We start from the raw sequence: 18,182 nt of genomic DNA, 5'->3' as shown, positions 1-18,182 counted from the left end.
TTTCCTTTATTTAATTAAAAAATTTTCTTCATTAATATTATTTTCTATTACATCACTTGTTGTTCTATCTTTTAAATTTACACCTGATAATTCTAATCTTCTTGATTCTTTTAATAAATACATTGTTTTTTTTACAGCCTCCTCATAAGATAATCCTTCACTCCTAACATTTGAAATACAATTTCTACTAGCGTCTGTTAATCCAACTTTTGGATTCCATGTTAAATATAAACCTAAGCTATCAGGAGAGCTTAAACCTGGTCTTTCACCTATTAAAACTAAAGAAATTTTTGCTTTTAATAATTCTGAAACTTCATCACCAATAGCAACTCTTCCTTGTTGAACAATTACTAAAGGTGCAATTTCCCATTTTTGTGAATCATTTGTTAAAGCACTTAATAACTTTTCAATATAATTAACAGCATTTTCTTTTATTGCAAGTGAAGATAAGCCGTCAACTATTACAATTGATAAATCAAATGGTTCATTTTTGTCTAAATTTATTTTTTCTAATTTTTCTATTGAATCACTATTTAATCTACGACCTAAATCTGGTCTTTGTAAATATATCGTTCTACTTGTAGCTTGAGAATGCAATAAAATAGGAAGAAAATTTTCTGGATTTAGATTATTGTTATTAATTTGGTCATATACGTGTTCTATATCAAGAGGTAAATGAACAGTATCTTGAGCTTGGGCATGGGCTAATTGAAAAGCTAAAGAGTGTGAAGTTGGAATACTAACACCTGTTCTTCCTAATCCAATTCTTGCATCTGTATAATCTCTTAATAAATTCCAAGGATTTTCTGTAATAAGTGATTTTGAATCTGTTTTTTCTAAATTATTCATTATTTACTTCCTATTACGTTTGATAAAGATTTAAAAAAAGTTTGTGGCATTTTTTCATTTAAAATACATTTATCCATGTTTTTAAATATTTCCATTTTTTCAAGCCATACTGCAAACTCAGGAGCTGGTTTTAGATTTAAAACTCGTCTTGCATATAAAGCGTCATGAAAAGACGTAGTTTGATAATTAAGCATAATATCGTCACTTCCAGGAATTCCCATGATAAAGTTACATCCTGCAACACCTAATAATGTTAATAAGTTATCCATATCATTTTGATCGGCATCAGCGTGATTTGTATAACAAATATCACACCCCATTGGCAGTCCTAATAATTTTCCACAAAAATGATCTTCCAACCCTGCTCTTGTAATTTCTTTTCCATCAAAAAGATATTCAGGGCCTATGAATCCAACAACTGTATTTACTAAAAGTGGATCGAATTTTTTTGCAACTGCATAAGCTCTTGCTTCACAAGTTTGTTGATCTAATCCAAAATTAGCATTAGCTGAAAGTGAACTTCCTTGTCCTGTTTCAAAATACATAACATTATTTCCAACTGTTCCACGATTTAATGAAAGGCCAGCTTCATGAGCTTCTTTTAAGATTTTTAAATCCACACCAAAACTAGAATTTGTAGCTTGTGTTCCGCCAATTGATTGAAATACTAAATCAACTGGAGCTCCTTTTTCAATAGCTTCTATAGTATTTGTAACATGCGTTAAAACACATGATTGAGTTGGAATTTCATATTTTTGAATAACATCATCCATAAGTTTTAAAAGTTTTATTGTTTGCTCTACATTATCGGTTGCTGGATTTATACCAATAACAGCATCACCATTTCCATATAATAAGCCATCTAAAATACTTGCAGCAATTCCCATGACATCATCTGTTGGATGATTTGGCTGAAGTCTTGTTGAAAGTTGATTTGGTAAACCAATAGTATTTCTAAAAGACGTAACAACTGGACATTTTTTAGCAACCATTATTAAATCTTGATTTCTCATTATTTTACTAACTGCTGCTGCCATTTCTGGAGTTATTCCAGTTCTTGCTTTTTGAATTAATTCTACAGTTGTAGTATCACTTAATAACCAGTCACGAAAATCTCCTACTGTTAAATGTGAAATTAATTTAAAAGCTTCGGTATCATGGTCATCAATAATCAATCTTGTAATTTCATCATCTTCATAGGGAATCAACATCTCATTTAAAAATGTTTTAAGAGGAACTTCTGCTAAACGCATTTGGGCAACAACTCTTTCTTGTGATGAATGAGCAGAGACACCTGCAAGTAAATCTCCTGAACGTTTAGGTGTTGCTTTTGCCATAAGATCAGCTAAATTTTTAAAATTGTATATTCTATTCCCTAACATAAATTTATAAGAATTTTTCATTAAATTTTATTCCTTTTCTGATATAAAGATAAAATTGTATTATTAGTTTATAGCCCTAATATAGCTTTAATATTTTTTACTAAATATGTAATAATTGTTAGATAATTATGAAATTAAAATGTAATTTTATACCTTAATTTATTTTTGTAAGTAAATTTTCTGTATAAATTATGATCAATATTAAAAACATTAATATACAAAATAAATGGATAGAAATATTAATTAATGAAAATTAATAATGCAATTTAAGATAGAAAAAGAACTTTATATAAATATTCGAAAAGGAATCATATTTGATTTTTGGAAGCCACTTTTTTTATAAAATTTGTGTGCGTGGCAATTGTCATTATCTGTTAAAAGAGTGATTCTTTTACAGCCTTTATTTTTAGCAACTTCTATTGCATATTTTAAAAGTTCAGAACCAATGTTTTGATTTTGAAAGTTTTTACTTACTATCATATCTTCAAGAATAGCAACTTTAGTTCCTAGAGCTGTGGATATTGTATAAAGTATGTTAACCATTGCTACTATTTTTTCATTAATGCTAACTATTAAAATATTTCCTATATTTTCATTTTCTAAAATTGTTAGTAAGCCTTTTTCTTGAAGTTTCTTATTTACAGTAAACTCTAACTCTTGGGAAAAAAGTTCACTTAAAAGTTCAGATAAAGCAAAAATATCATTTTTTGTAGCAAATCTTATTATCAAATAAATACTCCAACTATCACTTTAATTGCAAGAGCTGTTAATAAAACTTTTAAGATTATAGTAAATTTCTTTCCATCTATAATATTTCTTAATTTAGTTCCAACCCAAGATCCTGCTATTGCTCCAATTACCATTGCAATAATTATGCCAATGTAATCAAAAAATACAAATCCAAAATACATAAATACAAATACTTTTAAAATATGACTTAAACTCATAAGTGCAGCACTCGTGGCAACTACTTCATCTTTATTTTTATAATCTTTTAGTAATAAAGTCATAGTAAGAGGGCCCGTAGCTCCCACAATTATAGAAAGACCTGTTTGAAAAAATCCTGCTAAAAAGTAGCTTTCATATCTCTTAATTCTTTCATTAAATTTTTCAGACCATAAAGAAAGTAAAATATAAATTCCAATAAATAAGGGAACATACTCAAGGGATATAAAACTTAGTATTGATGCAAAAATACCAATTCCCAAAAATGATCCTAATAAAAACTTTGGAATTACTTCATATTGAACATCTTTATATCCAAAAACTGCCCTACTTAGATTACTTGTCATTTGAGTCAACCCATGAACAGGAATAAGGGCATTTATTGGTAAAAATGATGGTAAAATCGCAATTAACATCATTCCTCCACCAACTCCTACAATAGCTGCAATTGTTGATGTAAGAAATGTCAAAATCCCTAAAAATAACTCTGTCATAAGTAACTCTCTTCTTTTATAATAAAGTTTAAAATACCCAATAAAGCCTTTATTATCAAAAAAATTGTTATACTCTCAAATTAAAAAAGGGAATAAATGGATATTTATCAATGGATTGGATTTTTGGGAATGATTTTTATAGTAATAGCTTACTTATTTCTTCAAACAAATAAATATTCAATTAATTCACTACAATACCAATTATTAAATTTAATTGGTGCAATTTTACTTTTAATTTCACTTTTTGTACATTTTAATCTAGGTTCTTTTATTATAGAGATATTTTGGATTATAATTACAATATATGGAATAATTATAAATATAAAAAGAAAAAAGAAGGAGCAAGAACAATGAAAACTTTAATACTTTGTTTTATTTTTTTAACAACAATTTCATTTGCACAAGACAATTATAATACTCAAAAAGCAGGTCAAATAGATATGCATGGAGGAAAAAGCGAAGTGCTTTTAAATAATAAAAACTCTTTATCAAATACAAATCTAAACTCACTTGGAAATATAGGAATTAATAAACCAACAGCACCTGTTGCTCCAAAAATGTTAATCAAAGAAGAGAAAAAAATAGAAGAAAAGGAAACTACTAAATAATGGCAATTTATAAATTTATATCATGGAACGTAAATGGAATTAGAGCAGTTGATAAAAAAGAGGCTCTAAAATGGGTTGATGAAGCTGATATTCATCTTCTTGGAATTCAAGAAACAAAATCAATGAAAGAGCAAATTCCAACAACTATTTTTGAAAAAGAGTTCAAAACTATGACAGCAAGTGCGTCTGCAATCAAAGGAAGAAGTGGAACTGCTCTTTTTACAGATATTGAAACTACATTTGAGTGTAACTGCCCAAGTGTTGATGTATTAGATGAGGGAAGAATAAACGAAGTTCATTTTACTTTAGGAGATAAAGATATTGCATTTTTTAATGTATATTTTCCAAATGGTCAATCAAAAGAAGAAAGACTTGCGTATAAAATGGAATTTTATGATAGATTTTTAGAGCATTGTGAAAACTTGAAAAAACAAGGTAAATCAATCATCGTTTGTGGAGATGTAAATACAGCTCACAAAGAAATCGATTTAGCAAGACCAAAAGCAAATGAAAAAACATCAGGATTTTTACCAATGGAGAGAGAATGGATGGATAAATTCATTTCACATGGTTACATAGATACTCTAAGACATGTTATTGGTGATGAACCAGAACACTATTCGTGGTGGTCATATAGAGCAAATGCAAGAGAGAATAATGTTGGATGGAGGATTGACTATTTTTTTGTGAGTGAGGATTTGAAAGAAAATGTTAGAGATGCTTATATTATGAGTGAAGTATTTGGAAGTGATCATTGCCCTATTTCTCTTATTTTAGAGGTGTAATTTATAAGATTAAATGAATAAAATTAAATTACAGTAAAAAAGTAAAAAAATTAAAATGTAGTATATTTTAAAAATACTTGTAGTATATTTTTATCAATAAAAAAGTATAATTTCTTATTAGGAGTTATACTTATGAAACTTATAAAAACAGAAGTAAAAGGTTTTTCTTATGTTGAAAACAAAAATGGAATTACTTATTACTTTACATATAGAGAACCATCAGCAAAACATTCAAAAAGAAAAAAAATATTAAAGTGCAATGAGCATAATAATAAAAATCTACAAAATGCTATATCAATCAAAGATAATATTTTAAAAGACAGCAAAATAAAAACTGTATTGAAAGATAATACTTTTAATTCATTAGACTTTCAAAATTTAAGTAATTACAATGAAAACCTTGAAGAAGGTATTGTAATGAATGATTTTAAAATTAATGAGTTATTTGATGTTTGGCATAAAAAAAGATATACAAAAAAGTATAGACAATTAAAAGAAACCTATGCTGGTATTTCAGAAGAACAATTTAGTAATGATAAAATCATACAAAAAAAGTTATATTCAGTAAAAAAAATGAATCTAATATTTGATAAAAATGTCAGAAATTCAACCATTGGTATAAAAAAATATGAAGAGTTAAAAAGAAAAGATATTACTACTTATTTTGAAAATGAATTAAATCAAGAATTAAGTTATACAACAAAATACAATATTATTCAAACTTTAAAAAATATGATAAATTCATTTAGAAGAGATGAATATATAACAATAGACAATGTGTTTGAAAAGGTTAGAATTCCAAGGCAACAAAGACAAAGAACACGTATATTAAGCCCTGAAGAAATTGAGTTATTATTAAAAGAGTGTAAAAAGTATAATAAGGTTCAATATAAAAAGATTTGGAGATATAATCAAGAAGTAAAGATAAAAATCCCACCTAATTACAATATTTATACAGCAGTTTATTTAGCAGTTATTACAGCAGGTAGAAGTAGCACTGTTCTAACAATAAGAAAAAAGGATATTGATTTAAAATCCAAAACAATAGAATTAGTAAATCATAAGAGAAATAATCACAAGTATAAAATCCCACTATCAGATGATGCAGCCAAATGGTTTGAAAAAAAATTAAAATATTATGAAGATGACGAATATTTAGTTAGATATTATAAAAGACAAAAAGATATATATACACCATTAGCAGCCATACCAAAAATCATATACAAAATTATGGATGAATTATTTAATCAAAATGTAAATAAAAGAACATTAGATGGAAAGGACTCTTGCGTTAATTTCCACACTATTCGTCGTAGTATTGCTACAAATCTAGCAATAGCAGATTTTGATATTTATAAAATTAAGAAATTATTAGACCATAATAAAGTTGATACAACAGAGTTATACCTAAACTTATCATATCAAGACTACAAAAAAGATTTATCAATTTGGCAAAATGAATTGTTTAAAGGTTTTAAACAGAATAATGAAGTAAAAATAACTGATAATGGCATAAAAATAGAAGATAATATTAGTGATTTAAAACAAAAGTTAATTAAATCCATTCTTGCTATATCAGGTCAAGAAGATGATGAAATGGTAAAACTTGTATTAGAGACGTTAAATGAAAATGAGTTAAAAAATAAACTGCTAGAAAAAATCTAATAATCTCACTAATTTTAAATGATAAGAGGGAGAAGAACTAAATCTTCTCCATTAAATTCCCTAAACTACTTGCTTGTTTTAATTCTACATCCGTATCAAGTGCTTTAAAATGTCTTTTTCCACATTCAATTTTCGCACTCTCACTATTTCTTAAATCAAGTCCTAAATCAGCACCTTTACTCTCAACTACAAAATATAATTTCTCACTATTATCTTTTTCTATTAAAACAGCCCAATCAGGATTATAAGTTCCTAATGGTGTATTGATTTTAAACCAATTAGGTAATTTAGTAAATAATTTAACATCAGGGTTTCTATCAAAATCTTGGGCGAATTTTAATTCTATATCTGAATCATATACAGTATATTCAAATGGTGTTTTATATTCATTTTGTATATCAGAATGTTTTAAATTCTCATACATATTTTTATTTAAATATCCAATTAATTCTTCATTTTCAAATGATTCTTGTGCGTAATAATATTCATCACCTAATCTTTGATATTTAATACCATCAACTATAAACATATTCATAGTTTTTTTGATAATCTCAACCACCTTTTCTATAAACTTTTGAGGATTGTTTTTAAAGTCATTTAACTTTTCACTCTTAACTAAAATATCTACAATTACTTTTCTTGTTAAGTTAGTTTCATTTTGAATATAAGTGATAATATCAGGTAGTTTATAATCAATAATTTCACTATCTACATATTTGTCTTTAATAAGTGTATCGTCATCAACTTCAACACCTACTTTTGTGATTTTATTTTTTGCTTTTGAATATAAGTATTTAATCTTAGTTACTGATACTTCATTTTGAATATGTTTTACACATTCTTTAATTAAATCTTCTTCATTAAAATCAACTCTGTAAGTAGTTTTGAATTTAATTTTATTCCATAAGTTTTTAAAATCTTCACCTAATAAAACTTGTTTATTAACTCTAACAACTTTTTTATCATCTGCGTTTTTAACATTAAGTTTTCCAGCGATTGATTTAATTACATTAACAATTTGAGGTTTCAATTCAATATATTCTTCGGGTACTTCAAAAGTATTATTATTTAAGTCCATTCTTAAAGAATCTTGTACTTTTCCTCTTGAATCTATATATTCTTTCTCTTTTAAATATTCAGTTAATTTCTCACTTGAATCAGCACCTAAATAAACAATCTCACCTTTTTCATTTTTGTAAGTGATATTAGAAAATATATGTTCTTGGATAACTCCAAATTTAATACCTTCTTCTTTTTCAATCTCTTTTTGTAATCCTTCTGCGAATTGTTCATAAGTTTCATTTGCCATAACTGTAAGAGTATTTACATCAAATCCATAAACTCTTTCCCCATCTTGATTAACACAAATTCTTAAACCTCTACCAATCTCTTGTCTTCTTCTAATTTCAGATTTTGTACCCTCTTTTAAAGTACAAATTTGGAATACATTGGGATTATCCCATCCCTCTTTTAAAGCACTATGAGAGAATATAAATCTCAAATTATCTTCAAATGATAGAAGTTTTTCTTTGTTCTTCATAATTCTATTAAAAGTGTCTTCGTCATCCTTATTACCTTTTAATTCACCCTTTGGATTTTCACTACTATCTTTAAAATTCCCTTTTTTATCTTGTGAAAAATATCCGTCATGAATTTTTTCAACATCAACATTTATATCTTGGTGTTCTTCAAATAGGTTTTTATATTTAGGATATTTAATAACTCTTTGATATTCCTCTTCAAACCATATAGAGAATTTACCTTTAATAGGATTACCCTCTTCGTCATATTCTCTATAATTTGAAACTTTATCAATAAAGAATAAAGATAAAACTTTTATCCCTCTTGGATTTAGTTTCATTTCTTTATCTAAATGTTCCTCAATAGTTTTTCTTATTTGTAATCTTTTAATAGTATCTTCATCAACATCACCAATTGATTCACTTAATCTTAATATTGTTCCATTAGAGAACTGTACATATTCATTCCCTTCTTCAACATAAATATCATTTACATTGTAGTCTTCATATACATCTCTTTTAGTAATATCATAAAGAATTGAACCATCTTTAATAGTTTTAGTAGTTCTTTTGATTTTACCCTTATCATTTACATCAAGTTCTAATACAACACTAATAGGTTTTTTATTAAATTTCATTACTTTGATATATGCTTGATTTTGATTATCAGTAGTTCTAACATTAGCAACTTCAATTTGTTTAACTAATTTTTGTTCGTATGCGTCAATACTATCTAATTTATACAATAAATTATGTTTATCAATATGAGTAGCACTATATCTTAATTTACATAGAGGGTTAAGTGTTTTAATCGCTTCTTTTGATTTTGGAGTACTATCTACACTTTGAGGTTCATCTATAATAACAATAGGATTAGTAGAAGAGATAAAATCAATAGGTTTCATTCCATTTAATCTATCATTAGTTCTATGAATTAAATTAGCAGTATTTTCTTTTGTAATATCTGTAAAACTCTTTCTAAATGCGTCAATGTTTATAATCATAATTCTAATATCACTACTTGTAGCAAAATCTCTTACTTGTTCTAAGTTAGAACTATCATATACAAAGTAATCATATTTTACATTGTCAAATATTGATTTAAAATGTTCTTCTGTAATCTCTAATGTTTTATTAGTACCTTCTTTGATAGCAATTGAAGGAACTACAATAATAAACTTTGTAAATCCATATTTTCTATTCATTTCAAACATAGTTTTTAAATATACATAAGTTTTACCAGTACCAGTTTCCATTTCTACTGAAAAATCCATTGTTTTTAAATCTTTAACTGATTTTGTTTGAGGTAATCCATTTCTTAACTGTATATTCTGAATATTTAATAGAATATCGTCTTCTAATAACTCTAATCTATTTCCTATACCTAAATCATTTGTCATAGTAAAAAGGTTATCATTTAAACTTGATACTGTAAAGTTACTTTGACAAATCTCTTGTCCTTCAAATATATCAACCATTGAGTTAATGGCATCATTTTGGTATTGTAATTGACTTTCAAATTGTATTTTCATAATTAAATACTCACTACTTCTTCAATACCATTTTGTTTTAGAATTTGTAAAGAGTTAGTTTTAACAATACTATCTTTAAAACTACTATCTTTAAATACAACTCTAATTGTTTCTAATCCATAATCTTCTTCAAATTTAGTTTTTAATTCAGATATTTTTTCAACTGTATCTGTATCAATATTTTTATCTAAACAACAAACTAATGAACCATAACCAATACTATAAATAGTTTTATCATTTATTTTTAAAGTTTCTATTGGAAGAGTTAAATCAAGTCCATATTTTAAAAGTATTTCATATACTAAATCTTCTTCTGTTCTATCTGATTTAATATTATCTACCATATCTTCAAGTGTTTTTTCAACATTATCAAAATCACTATCCCATTTTTTAATATTTGAAGAATCAAGTTTTAATACTTTAAATCCAATATCTAATTCTGATAAATCTTTATCACTATTTTCTTCAAGAATTTTTTCACCTGCTCTTCTGATTCTCTCTTTTCCAATTTCACAAATGTTTTTATATCCATTTTTATATGCTTCACTTTTTTCATCCGTCTCTTCGGGTAATTGAACACAAATGAATTTTCTATTTCCATTATCTTCTGAATTTAGTTTCATAACTGAATGGGCAGTAGTCGCAGAACCTGAAAAAAAGTCAAGAACTATACAATCATTTTCTTCAAATAATGTCAAGAATAGTTCTATTAATCCGATACTTTTAGGTGCCGTAAACAATGATTCTTTTGTCTGAAATAAATCTTTTAAATATGTTCCAGCAGATGTTGTCTTTACATCTATTTTGTAGTCAATAATTTTCTTTTTGTTTACCAATGCGTCATATGTTCTATTCACAATTAAACTTTTCATTCTAATTGTACTATTGAAATTTTTTTCAAAAATTTTATCATCTTTAAATTCTAAAGCATTGTCTTCAAACAATAATTTAATTTTAGATTGAGTATAAGTGTTTTCAACAAAATTCATATTTTCATTAAAAGATATATACCTAATATATCCATTTTTTATTAAACCATCATCAACAATATCAATATTTTGTTCTTTTTTAAATATTATTTCACTTGAAGTCTTACTATAATAAACAGTGTAATGTTTTTCTGAATTAAAGTTTTGAACTACTTTATTAAAATCATTTTTTCCAACTAAAACCCTTTTCCCACTATTATGAACAAAGTTTCCGTCCTCATCTTCTTTCATATCTTTGATATTTTTGGGAATATTTTCAATAAAGCAACTATATTCTTTATTTTTCGAATAAACTAAACAAAATTCATTACTTACAGAAATAAACTTTGAATTTTTTCTTCCTTTTGGATTGTTCTCAACTGAAAGTAACGAGATAAAATTATCTTCACCAAAAATTTCATCACAAACTTTTCTTAAATTTGTTACTTCATTATCATCAATAGAAATAAATATTACTCCATCGTCTTTAAGTAGATTTCTCGCTAATTTTAATCTTGGATATATCATATTCAACCAATCACTATGATATCTACCACTTGTTTCACTATTAGTTGACAATTTATTTCCTTCACTATCAACTTGTCCAGTTTGTTCCAAATAGTTTTGAATATTATCTTTAAAGTTATCTTTATATACAAAATCTTTACCAGTATTGTATGGTGGATCAATATAAATCATTTTTATTTTTTTATGATATGACTTTTGAAGAAGTTTTAATACTTCAAGGTTATCACCTTCAATATATAAATTTTGAGTAGTATCAAAGTTCTTACTCTCTTCTTCACAAGGACGAAGAGTTCCAGTTGAAGGTGTTAAAGCAATTTTTTTTGATTCACTTTTACCATTCCATGTGAAGTTATATCTTTCATTTTCCTTGTCTGAAAATTTACCTAATTCTTCTTCAAGTTTTTCAAATTGAAGTTTTCCTTCACTAAATACTTCAGGAAATATCTCTTTTAATTTCTCTATATTATCACTAACTATATCCATACTTTTTCCGTCTAATTTTGTCATAGTTTTTCCTTCAATCCTTTCAATTTATCATTCATATTTTTTAATTCAATTTGTAATGGTACTTTATCATTAAAATTTGGTTCTTTTTTTATCTTATTTTTTTGTTCTGTAATTTGAGTTTCTAAAAGTTGAATCTCTTCTAATAATTGTTTTGTATTAGTAGAAACCTCTAATGTTCCACTATATTTAGAGGCATTAAAAGCAATAAGTTTATCTAAATAACTATCGTAAAAAGATAAAGAATCCGTAAATGGGTGATTATTGATATTCAAATTTTCTAAAAATCTTTTATCAATTTCATTAAGACTATTAAAATCTAACCATTTAGAAAAATGTACTTCCTCAACTACTAATTTTGAACTATCTGATTTATTAATTCTTTTGGGAGATAAACATAAACATAACTCTTCTTCATAAGTATAAAAAACAATTAATGGATATGGTATTTGTTGAATAATCTCATTTATAGATTTTAGTTTATCTTTATTAGATATTTTTACTTGAATAATAGCAATTTCACTATAATCCTTAACCTCATCAATATATGGATTAATATTAATAGTATTACTATTTAAAAGATTAGATAATTCTATCCTATTTATATATTGAGATAAAACTTTTCTCTCATTTACATTCAAAGAAAAATTATCATTGAACTCTTTTTTGTCAAGTTTTTTCCCTACAAAACAACTTTCAGGGATTGATAAAGAATTAAAAAAATCTTCCATTATTTTCACTTTATATTATTTGTTTTTTATAATGAAATTGAATAAAATTAAAAAGATCTTCTCCAAATGATTTTTTTATTGACAATTCTGAATTTGAATAAATCTCAAAAAACTTTTCATCATTAAAATCTATTGTTTCGGGTTCCTTTTTACTGATACCTTCTGAATGTATATATAATGTTTCAAAATTAAATAATTGTTTTGTTTCATCACTAGATTCATTTAAAAATATTTCTAAATTACATAATGGTAAATTGTACGAAAGATATGAAGTCTCAATTTTATTATCTTTACTATCTTTATCACCATTTAATTTAGATTGAGGTGATTGAACAATTACTTTATTAAACTTAAATTTGTTTAAATCAATATTATGTATATCTACTTCTAATATATTTTTATAAAACCATTTTATCAAGAGAGTTTCTGAATGAATTATATTATAGATATAAACATATTCAACTTCTCCTTCATCAATAGCAATTATATAATCTGACTCTTTTTCAAATATTTCTATTATTTCAGATTTTGAATAATTACAAATTTCTTTTATTTCAGTATTGTTAAAATATTTGTTGTTTATTAATGAGTTAATCATCATAATGTGTTCCTTTTTAATTATTTAACTATCATATAAGATATTAATTCAAACTCTTGTTTAGGTGTGTTATTTGTTGATATATTTGTTCCACCACGACTAAATAGTGTAGATAAACCTTTTTCTTCTTTTTTACCTACAATACTTTCAATAGCAGTATTTAAACAATCTATATAATGTTCCATATCATTACCATTTTTTGTTTCACTTCTAAAATTATCAAATAATTCAATATTTGGTTCATCATTACCTAAACTCATTTTCTTCATAAAATCTAATATAAGTTTAGCATTTGAAAAGTCCAACTTAATGTCTCCTTTTTCATCAATGAATACTAAATAGTATGGTTCTAATGAAAATTTATCATTGTTAGTGTTGTCAATCTCTCCTAACATTTTTATACAAAAAATTACACCTTTCCCAAACTGCTCTATAAATTCACTATTGTCATTTAATACAATTGAATATATACCACTTGGAGTTCTTTCAAGTAATGAAGAGTGTTCTTTCATATAATTAGATAAATCCATTCTAAAATCATTTAATGTTAAATCTGTAATTGATATACCACCATTAACATCTTCTAAATCTACAACTTGATTTTGAAGTTCTTTTAATTGTTTTGACCTATATGATAAATCATTCATCTCTTTATTAGAAGTATCAATAACATTCTCTTCACCAGTAGCAGATACATCAAGTAATACCATTCTACCACTAACTCTACTTTCAAGATTAATATATTCATCAAGTTCCATATTTGCCCAAAAATTAACTAACTGAATATATTTATTTTTACTTCCTAATCTATCTACCCTACCAAATCTTTGAATAATTCTAACTGGATTCCAATGAATATCATAATTTACTAAATAATCACAATCTTGTAAGTTTTGTCCTTCACTAATACAATCAGTAGCGATTAATATATCAATCTCTTTTGTTTGAGAAGGATCAATTTTCCCTCTATCTTTTGATATAGGTGAAAAGTGTGTAAGTAAAGTATTTAAATCTCTCTCTTTTGGAAATAGTGTTGATTGATTAATTCCACTACCAGTTATTAAGCAACTTTCAACTCCTAATCCTTTTCCCCATTGTGAGATATTATCATATAGATATTGTGCCGTATCAGCAAAAGCAGTAAATATGATTACTTTCTTATTGTTTTCATTTAAAGGATTTTGAATTTTATGTTGAATATTCTCTTTTAGAGTTAAAAGTTTTTTATCTCTTTGAGTATTAACTTGTATTGAGTATTCTAATAACTCTTCAAGTTTCTCAATATCATTATTAATATCTTGTTTCCATTTAATAATATCAATATCAGATATTAAAACTTTTACATTATTACCAATAAGTTTATCAGCAAATTCATCACTTTCAATATCAATATCAACAATACTCATTTCTTCTAAAATATCTTCTCTTTGAGTATTGATATGTTCTAATAATTCTAAATTCTTATTTAATACTTTTTGAACTGTTAAAGTAAATGAATTAATAGAACTTTCCATTCTTTTTAATAAATTTACTCTCATTAAATGAATAATAGAATTTTCCCTATCTACTTGTCTAAATCTACCTTTTGAAGTGATAGTGTCATACTTATCTTCATACTCTTGTTGTTTGTGAGGTAATACATATCTTAATGGAGAATAAGCACACAAAGTCATTTTTCTAATAGTTTTATTTATCTCACTTAATGGTGGAAACTTATCTTCTGTATCTATATCAGATTTAATATTTATAGGTTTTAATCTTGTAGGAAATTCACCTATATCTTTTGTATTGTAATACTTTTGAATATGTTTTCTACTTCTTGCGATTGTAATTAAATCAAGTAGTTTAAAATAGTCAAAATCCAAACTATCTAATAATGATTTTGTATTTCTTTTTTCATCACTTAAATCCAACCATTTATTAAATTTATTTTGTGCTCTTCTCAAAGTCATTTCAATTGAATTAATACCAAAATCTCTAAATGAGTTATCATTACCTTCTGTAATAAATTGAAGTTGATTTTTTAAGTCATTCAATCTATTATTTACAGGCGTAGCACTTAACATTAAAACTTTTGTTTTAACACCTTTTTTAAGAACATCTTCTAAAAGTTTTTCATATCTTGATTTATTCTTTTTTTTGTTAGTTGAAGTGTTTCTAAAATTATGAGATTCATCTATTACAATTAAATCATAATTTTCCCAATTTAAAGTAGATAAATTGATTTCTCCACTGTAACCTTTTTCTCTTGTTAAATCTGTATGATTAAGTACATCATAATTAAATCTATCTTCTGATAATATATTCCTTCTATCATTGATAGTATATAAAGTCCAATTCTCTCTTAATTTTTTAGGACATAAAACTAAAACTCTATCATTTCTTAATTCATAATATTTAATAACTGCTAATGCTTCAAAAGTTTTACCAAGTCCAACAGAATCAGCAATAATACAACCATTATATTTTTCAAGTTTATCAATAGAACCAAGAACACCATCTTTTTGAAAGTTATAAAGTTTATTCCAAACAATAGTGTCTTTGAAACCAGTTTTAGTTTTAATTATCTCTTCTTCATCTAACTCACCAATAAAATCTTTAAAGATATTATATAAAGTTATAAAATATAAAAGATTAGGTGATTTATCTTTAAATATTTCTTCTAAATTATTTAGAACTTTTTCTTTTATATCAGATACTAATGTAGGATTATTCCATAACTCATTAAATGTATTTAAAAACTCTTTTGTAGTTTCATAATCACTTATTCCAGTATTCATTGAAAAAGTATTTGAATGAGTATAACCTAATCCATCAGAAGAGAAATTTGAAGTTCCTTGAATTACAAAATCATTCTCTCCTTGATTTTTTGTATGATATAAAGTAAATGGTATAGAATTATTGATTTTTGATTCTCTAATTTGAGATTTATTCTTTAACCACTCATAACACTCTTTGGCTATTTTTTCTTGTTGAAGTTTATTCTTTAATTTTAATTCTTCTTTTGTAGAAGTTAAAAGATTTAGATTGTTTTTAAAAGTATTAGAACTAATTAGAAGTCTTATTTCATCTATTTTATTAAGTTCTTTTTGTAAATGTTTATATCCTTGAAGAGTGAAATACCCTGAAATGATAGATAACTTACTATTATTAGAAATATGTTCTTTTAATACTTCGCCTACTTTATTATTCTTTTTATTGTCAATTAACATTTTTCCCCAAACTTTTAAATAATAGTTTTTATAATACTAAAATTTAGCAAAATAAAAAATATAATTCTAAATTATTTCATAACAATTTGAAAACTTAAAAATTACTTCACACTATTTAAGTATGTTGATTCTTTTTTGATATTTGCAAAAACAGATATACTTTCCAATAGCAAATTGTCAAAATAACACTAATATTAGTTAATATTTTTATAAATAGTCCAATATAGGTTTCTTAGACTATAAAAATCAAAACTTAATCTTTTTTTGATACTGAAATAGATAGAATCAGTTTATTAAAAGTAAAGAGTTTATTTAAAAATATGAATATATCACAATTAAAAAAAATAACCATTTTAGAAGATCACAAGCAATATAAATTTACTGTCTTATTCAAAGATTTAACAGCATTAAAAAATGTAGACTTAGAAGATTCATTAAATACTTTAATTGCATACTATGAAATTGAAGAGGATGTTTATTGGGATGAAATTTGTATTTATCAAATTACAAATGAAGAAGAACTATCTCTGAAAAAAAAAGGTTTTAAAGAACCATGTATTATTAGTAAATATAAAAATGAAATAGTTAAACTAACATAGTATTTAGCAAAATTTCAACTCCTATTTAATCCTTTAATCTTAAATGCCCACACTTTGCTCTTTTTAGTTCTCTTAACCCTTTTTATCTTAATCCTGTATCCAAACCTACAATCTAATTTCTTTTTAGATTTATTGCTATTTTTATATTTAGATTTAACCTTAACCCTAACATCAACCTCCTCAAATAAATAAACATAATTAACTCCAACCTTCTCCTTTGTAATAAGTTTAATAGATTTTGAATTAGTAGTATTTCTTTGAATATGAGATTTAATATAAACAGAATCTTTTCTATCTTTTGAAATTATTATAGTTTTATTATGAATGGCAGATAATATTTCTTTGTATCTGTTTTTAGTTTTAAACTTATAGTTTTTATAAATATATTTAACTATTGAATTACTAATACTCTTTTGAGATGATGTTGTAAAATTAACATTCCTAAAATGATGCTTGAATTGTTCTAATTGTAAATCAAAGTTAATATAGTCTTTAATTACATAATTGAAGTTTTTACTATTGTCTTTTGCAAGTGATAATGAATTAGATTGGTCATTTTTGTAGTTCTTACATAAAACTGCTTCATAGGCTTTTTTTATTGGATTTAAATTTGAATAAAAAAGTTGAATATGCAAATGTGGTTGAGATGTTTTTGTAAATTCAATATTTGAAAAATATTTAATACCTAAATCACCATTGTTTTTATTTCTTTTGTATCTATTTAATAGTTTAAAAAACTCTCTTCTAATTTTTAATACTGTTGATAATTTTCCATCATATGGAGTTAATGTAATTAAACACTTCTTTAAATGTGCATTCTCTGTATATAAAGCTAAATATTGAGCTATTACTTTTTTATTGTTTGATTTTATCTTATCAATAAAGTTTTGATGTTTTTTAGTTGTATTAGTTAAAAATCTTGTATTCATTAATTTAATCCTTTGAAATTGTTTTTAGGATTGATTATGCAATGAATTAAAAAATAAAAAACAGTTTTTTTATTTAAAAAAATCTATATAATGAATCAAAGTTTGAAATTAAGTTGAAAGGAAATTTAATATTAAAAATAAAATAAAGGGGGATACCACAAGGGGGAACTTGGTTCTCCCCTTTGGCAAGAGGAATGTTTAAATACCTTTAAACTTCCTTCTTGACCTTAAAAGAGTGATTTAATGGTAGTAAAGTTTTTGTTTAGATTTTTTTGCTAATTTTATTTTCTGGTTTTTATAAAAATGAATTAAATATTTATAATAGGTATTATT

Annotated in this window: 15 protein-coding genes; 5 read left to right on the top strand and 10 right to left on the bottom strand. The window is 24.9% G+C overall.

Annotation, left to right across the window (positions count from 1 at the left end):
* Positions 1 to 6: 6 nt before the first annotated feature.
* From eutC to AACT_RS05475, 4 genes are all read right to left on the bottom strand, one after another.
* Positions 7 to 849, bottom strand: a complete 843-nt coding sequence (gene eutC / locus AACT_RS05490) for an ethanolamine ammonia-lyase subunit EutC (RefSeq protein WP_172125708.1) — start codon at positions 847 to 849, stop codon at positions 7 to 9.
* Positions 849 to 2,252, bottom strand: a complete 1,404-nt coding sequence (locus AACT_RS05485) for an ethanolamine ammonia-lyase subunit EutB (protein WP_172125706.1) — start codon at positions 2,250 to 2,252, stop codon at positions 849 to 851. Before AACT_RS05485 ends, eutC begins: the two co-directional genes overlap by 1 nt.
* 264 nt (positions 2,253 to 2,516) lie before the next feature.
* Positions 2,517 to 2,960 carry a GNAT family N-acetyltransferase gene (locus tag AACT_RS05480; protein WP_216658223.1) on the bottom strand — a complete coding sequence of 148 codons (444 nt, stop codon included), beginning with the start codon at positions 2,958 to 2,960 and terminating at the stop codon, positions 2,517 to 2,519.
* The gene (locus AACT_RS05475) at positions 2,957 to 3,670 is read right to left on the bottom strand and encodes a sulfite exporter TauE/SafE family protein (RefSeq protein WP_172125704.1); all 714 of its coding nucleotides are present in this window, start codon (positions 3,668 to 3,670) and stop codon (positions 2,957 to 2,959) included. The genes AACT_RS05480 and AACT_RS05475 overlap by 4 nt, the downstream gene beginning before the upstream one ends.
* 96 nt (positions 3,671 to 3,766) lie before the next feature.
* On the opposite strand from AACT_RS05475, the gene AACT_RS05470 reads away from it, so the two are divergent.
* From AACT_RS05470 to AACT_RS05455, 4 genes are all read left to right on the top strand, one after another.
* Positions 3,767 to 4,024: a CBU_0592 family membrane protein gene (locus tag AACT_RS05470; RefSeq protein ID WP_172125702.1), complete on the top strand. Its 258-nt coding sequence runs from the start codon at positions 3,767 to 3,769 to the stop codon at positions 4,022 to 4,024.
* Positions 4,021 to 4,278: a hypothetical protein gene (locus tag AACT_RS05465; RefSeq protein ID WP_172125700.1), complete on the top strand. Its 258-nt coding sequence runs from the start codon at positions 4,021 to 4,023 to the stop codon at positions 4,276 to 4,278. The genes AACT_RS05470 and AACT_RS05465 overlap by 4 nt, the downstream gene beginning before the upstream one ends.
* Positions 4,278 to 5,063, top strand: a complete 786-nt coding sequence (locus tag AACT_RS05460) for an exodeoxyribonuclease III (protein ID WP_172125698.1) — start codon at positions 4,278 to 4,280, stop codon at positions 5,061 to 5,063. The genes AACT_RS05465 and AACT_RS05460 overlap by 1 nt, the downstream gene beginning before the upstream one ends.
* A gap of 132 nt (positions 5,064 to 5,195) precedes the next feature.
* Entirely contained in the window at positions 5,196 to 6,728 is a 1,533-nt protein-coding gene (locus AACT_RS05455; RefSeq protein ID WP_172125696.1) for a tyrosine-type recombinase/integrase, read from the top strand.
* 37 nt (positions 6,729 to 6,765) lie between these two features.
* Here the strand turns inward: AACT_RS05455 and AACT_RS05450 are convergent, their stop codons facing one another.
* From AACT_RS05450 to AACT_RS05430, 5 genes are read right to left on the bottom strand one after another with little or no spacing between them, the layout of a single operon-like run.
* Complete coding sequence (locus tag AACT_RS05450; RefSeq protein WP_172125694.1) at positions 6,766 to 9,780, bottom strand: type III restriction-modification system endonuclease; 3,015 nt, start codon at positions 9,778 to 9,780, stop codon at positions 6,766 to 6,768.
* A gap of 2 nt (positions 9,781 to 9,782) precedes the next feature.
* Positions 9,783 to 11,783, bottom strand: a complete 2,001-nt coding sequence (locus AACT_RS05445; protein ID WP_172125692.1) for a site-specific DNA-methyltransferase — start codon at positions 11,781 to 11,783, stop codon at positions 9,783 to 9,785.
* Complete coding sequence (locus tag AACT_RS05440) at positions 11,780 to 12,511, bottom strand: DUF4391 domain-containing protein (protein ID WP_172125690.1); 732 nt, start codon at positions 12,509 to 12,511, stop codon at positions 11,780 to 11,782. Before AACT_RS05440 ends, AACT_RS05445 begins: the two co-directional genes overlap by 4 nt.
* Positions 12,512 to 12,521: 10 nt before the next feature.
* On the bottom strand, positions 12,522 to 13,112 hold the full coding sequence (locus AACT_RS05435; protein WP_172125688.1) for a hypothetical protein: 591 nt from the start codon (positions 13,110 to 13,112) through the stop codon (positions 12,522 to 12,524).
* Between the two features lie 17 nt (positions 13,113 to 13,129).
* The gene (locus AACT_RS05430; RefSeq protein ID WP_172125686.1) at positions 13,130 to 16,321 is read right to left on the bottom strand and encodes a helicase-related protein; all 3,192 of its coding nucleotides are present in this window, start codon (positions 16,319 to 16,321) and stop codon (positions 13,130 to 13,132) included.
* Between the two features lie 320 nt (positions 16,322 to 16,641).
* On the opposite strand from AACT_RS05430, the gene AACT_RS05425 reads away from it, so the two are divergent.
* Positions 16,642 to 16,920: a hypothetical protein gene (locus AACT_RS05425; RefSeq protein ID WP_172125684.1), complete on the top strand. Its 279-nt coding sequence runs from the start codon at positions 16,642 to 16,644 to the stop codon at positions 16,918 to 16,920.
* 14 nt (positions 16,921 to 16,934) lie between these two features.
* Here the strand turns inward: AACT_RS05425 and AACT_RS05420 are convergent, their stop codons facing one another.
* Positions 16,935 to 17,849, bottom strand: a complete 915-nt coding sequence (locus AACT_RS05420; RefSeq protein ID WP_172125682.1) for a rolling circle replication-associated protein — start codon at positions 17,847 to 17,849, stop codon at positions 16,935 to 16,937.
* Positions 17,850 to 18,182 lie beyond the last annotated feature (333 nt).

Source organism: Arcobacter acticola (genome assembly GCF_013177675.1).
GTDB lineage: Bacteria > Campylobacterota > Campylobacteria > Campylobacterales > Arcobacteraceae > Aliarcobacter > Aliarcobacter acticola.
The sequence above is the reverse complement of the archived record's forward strand: the minus strand, read 5'-3'. Positions and strand labels throughout refer to the sequence as shown.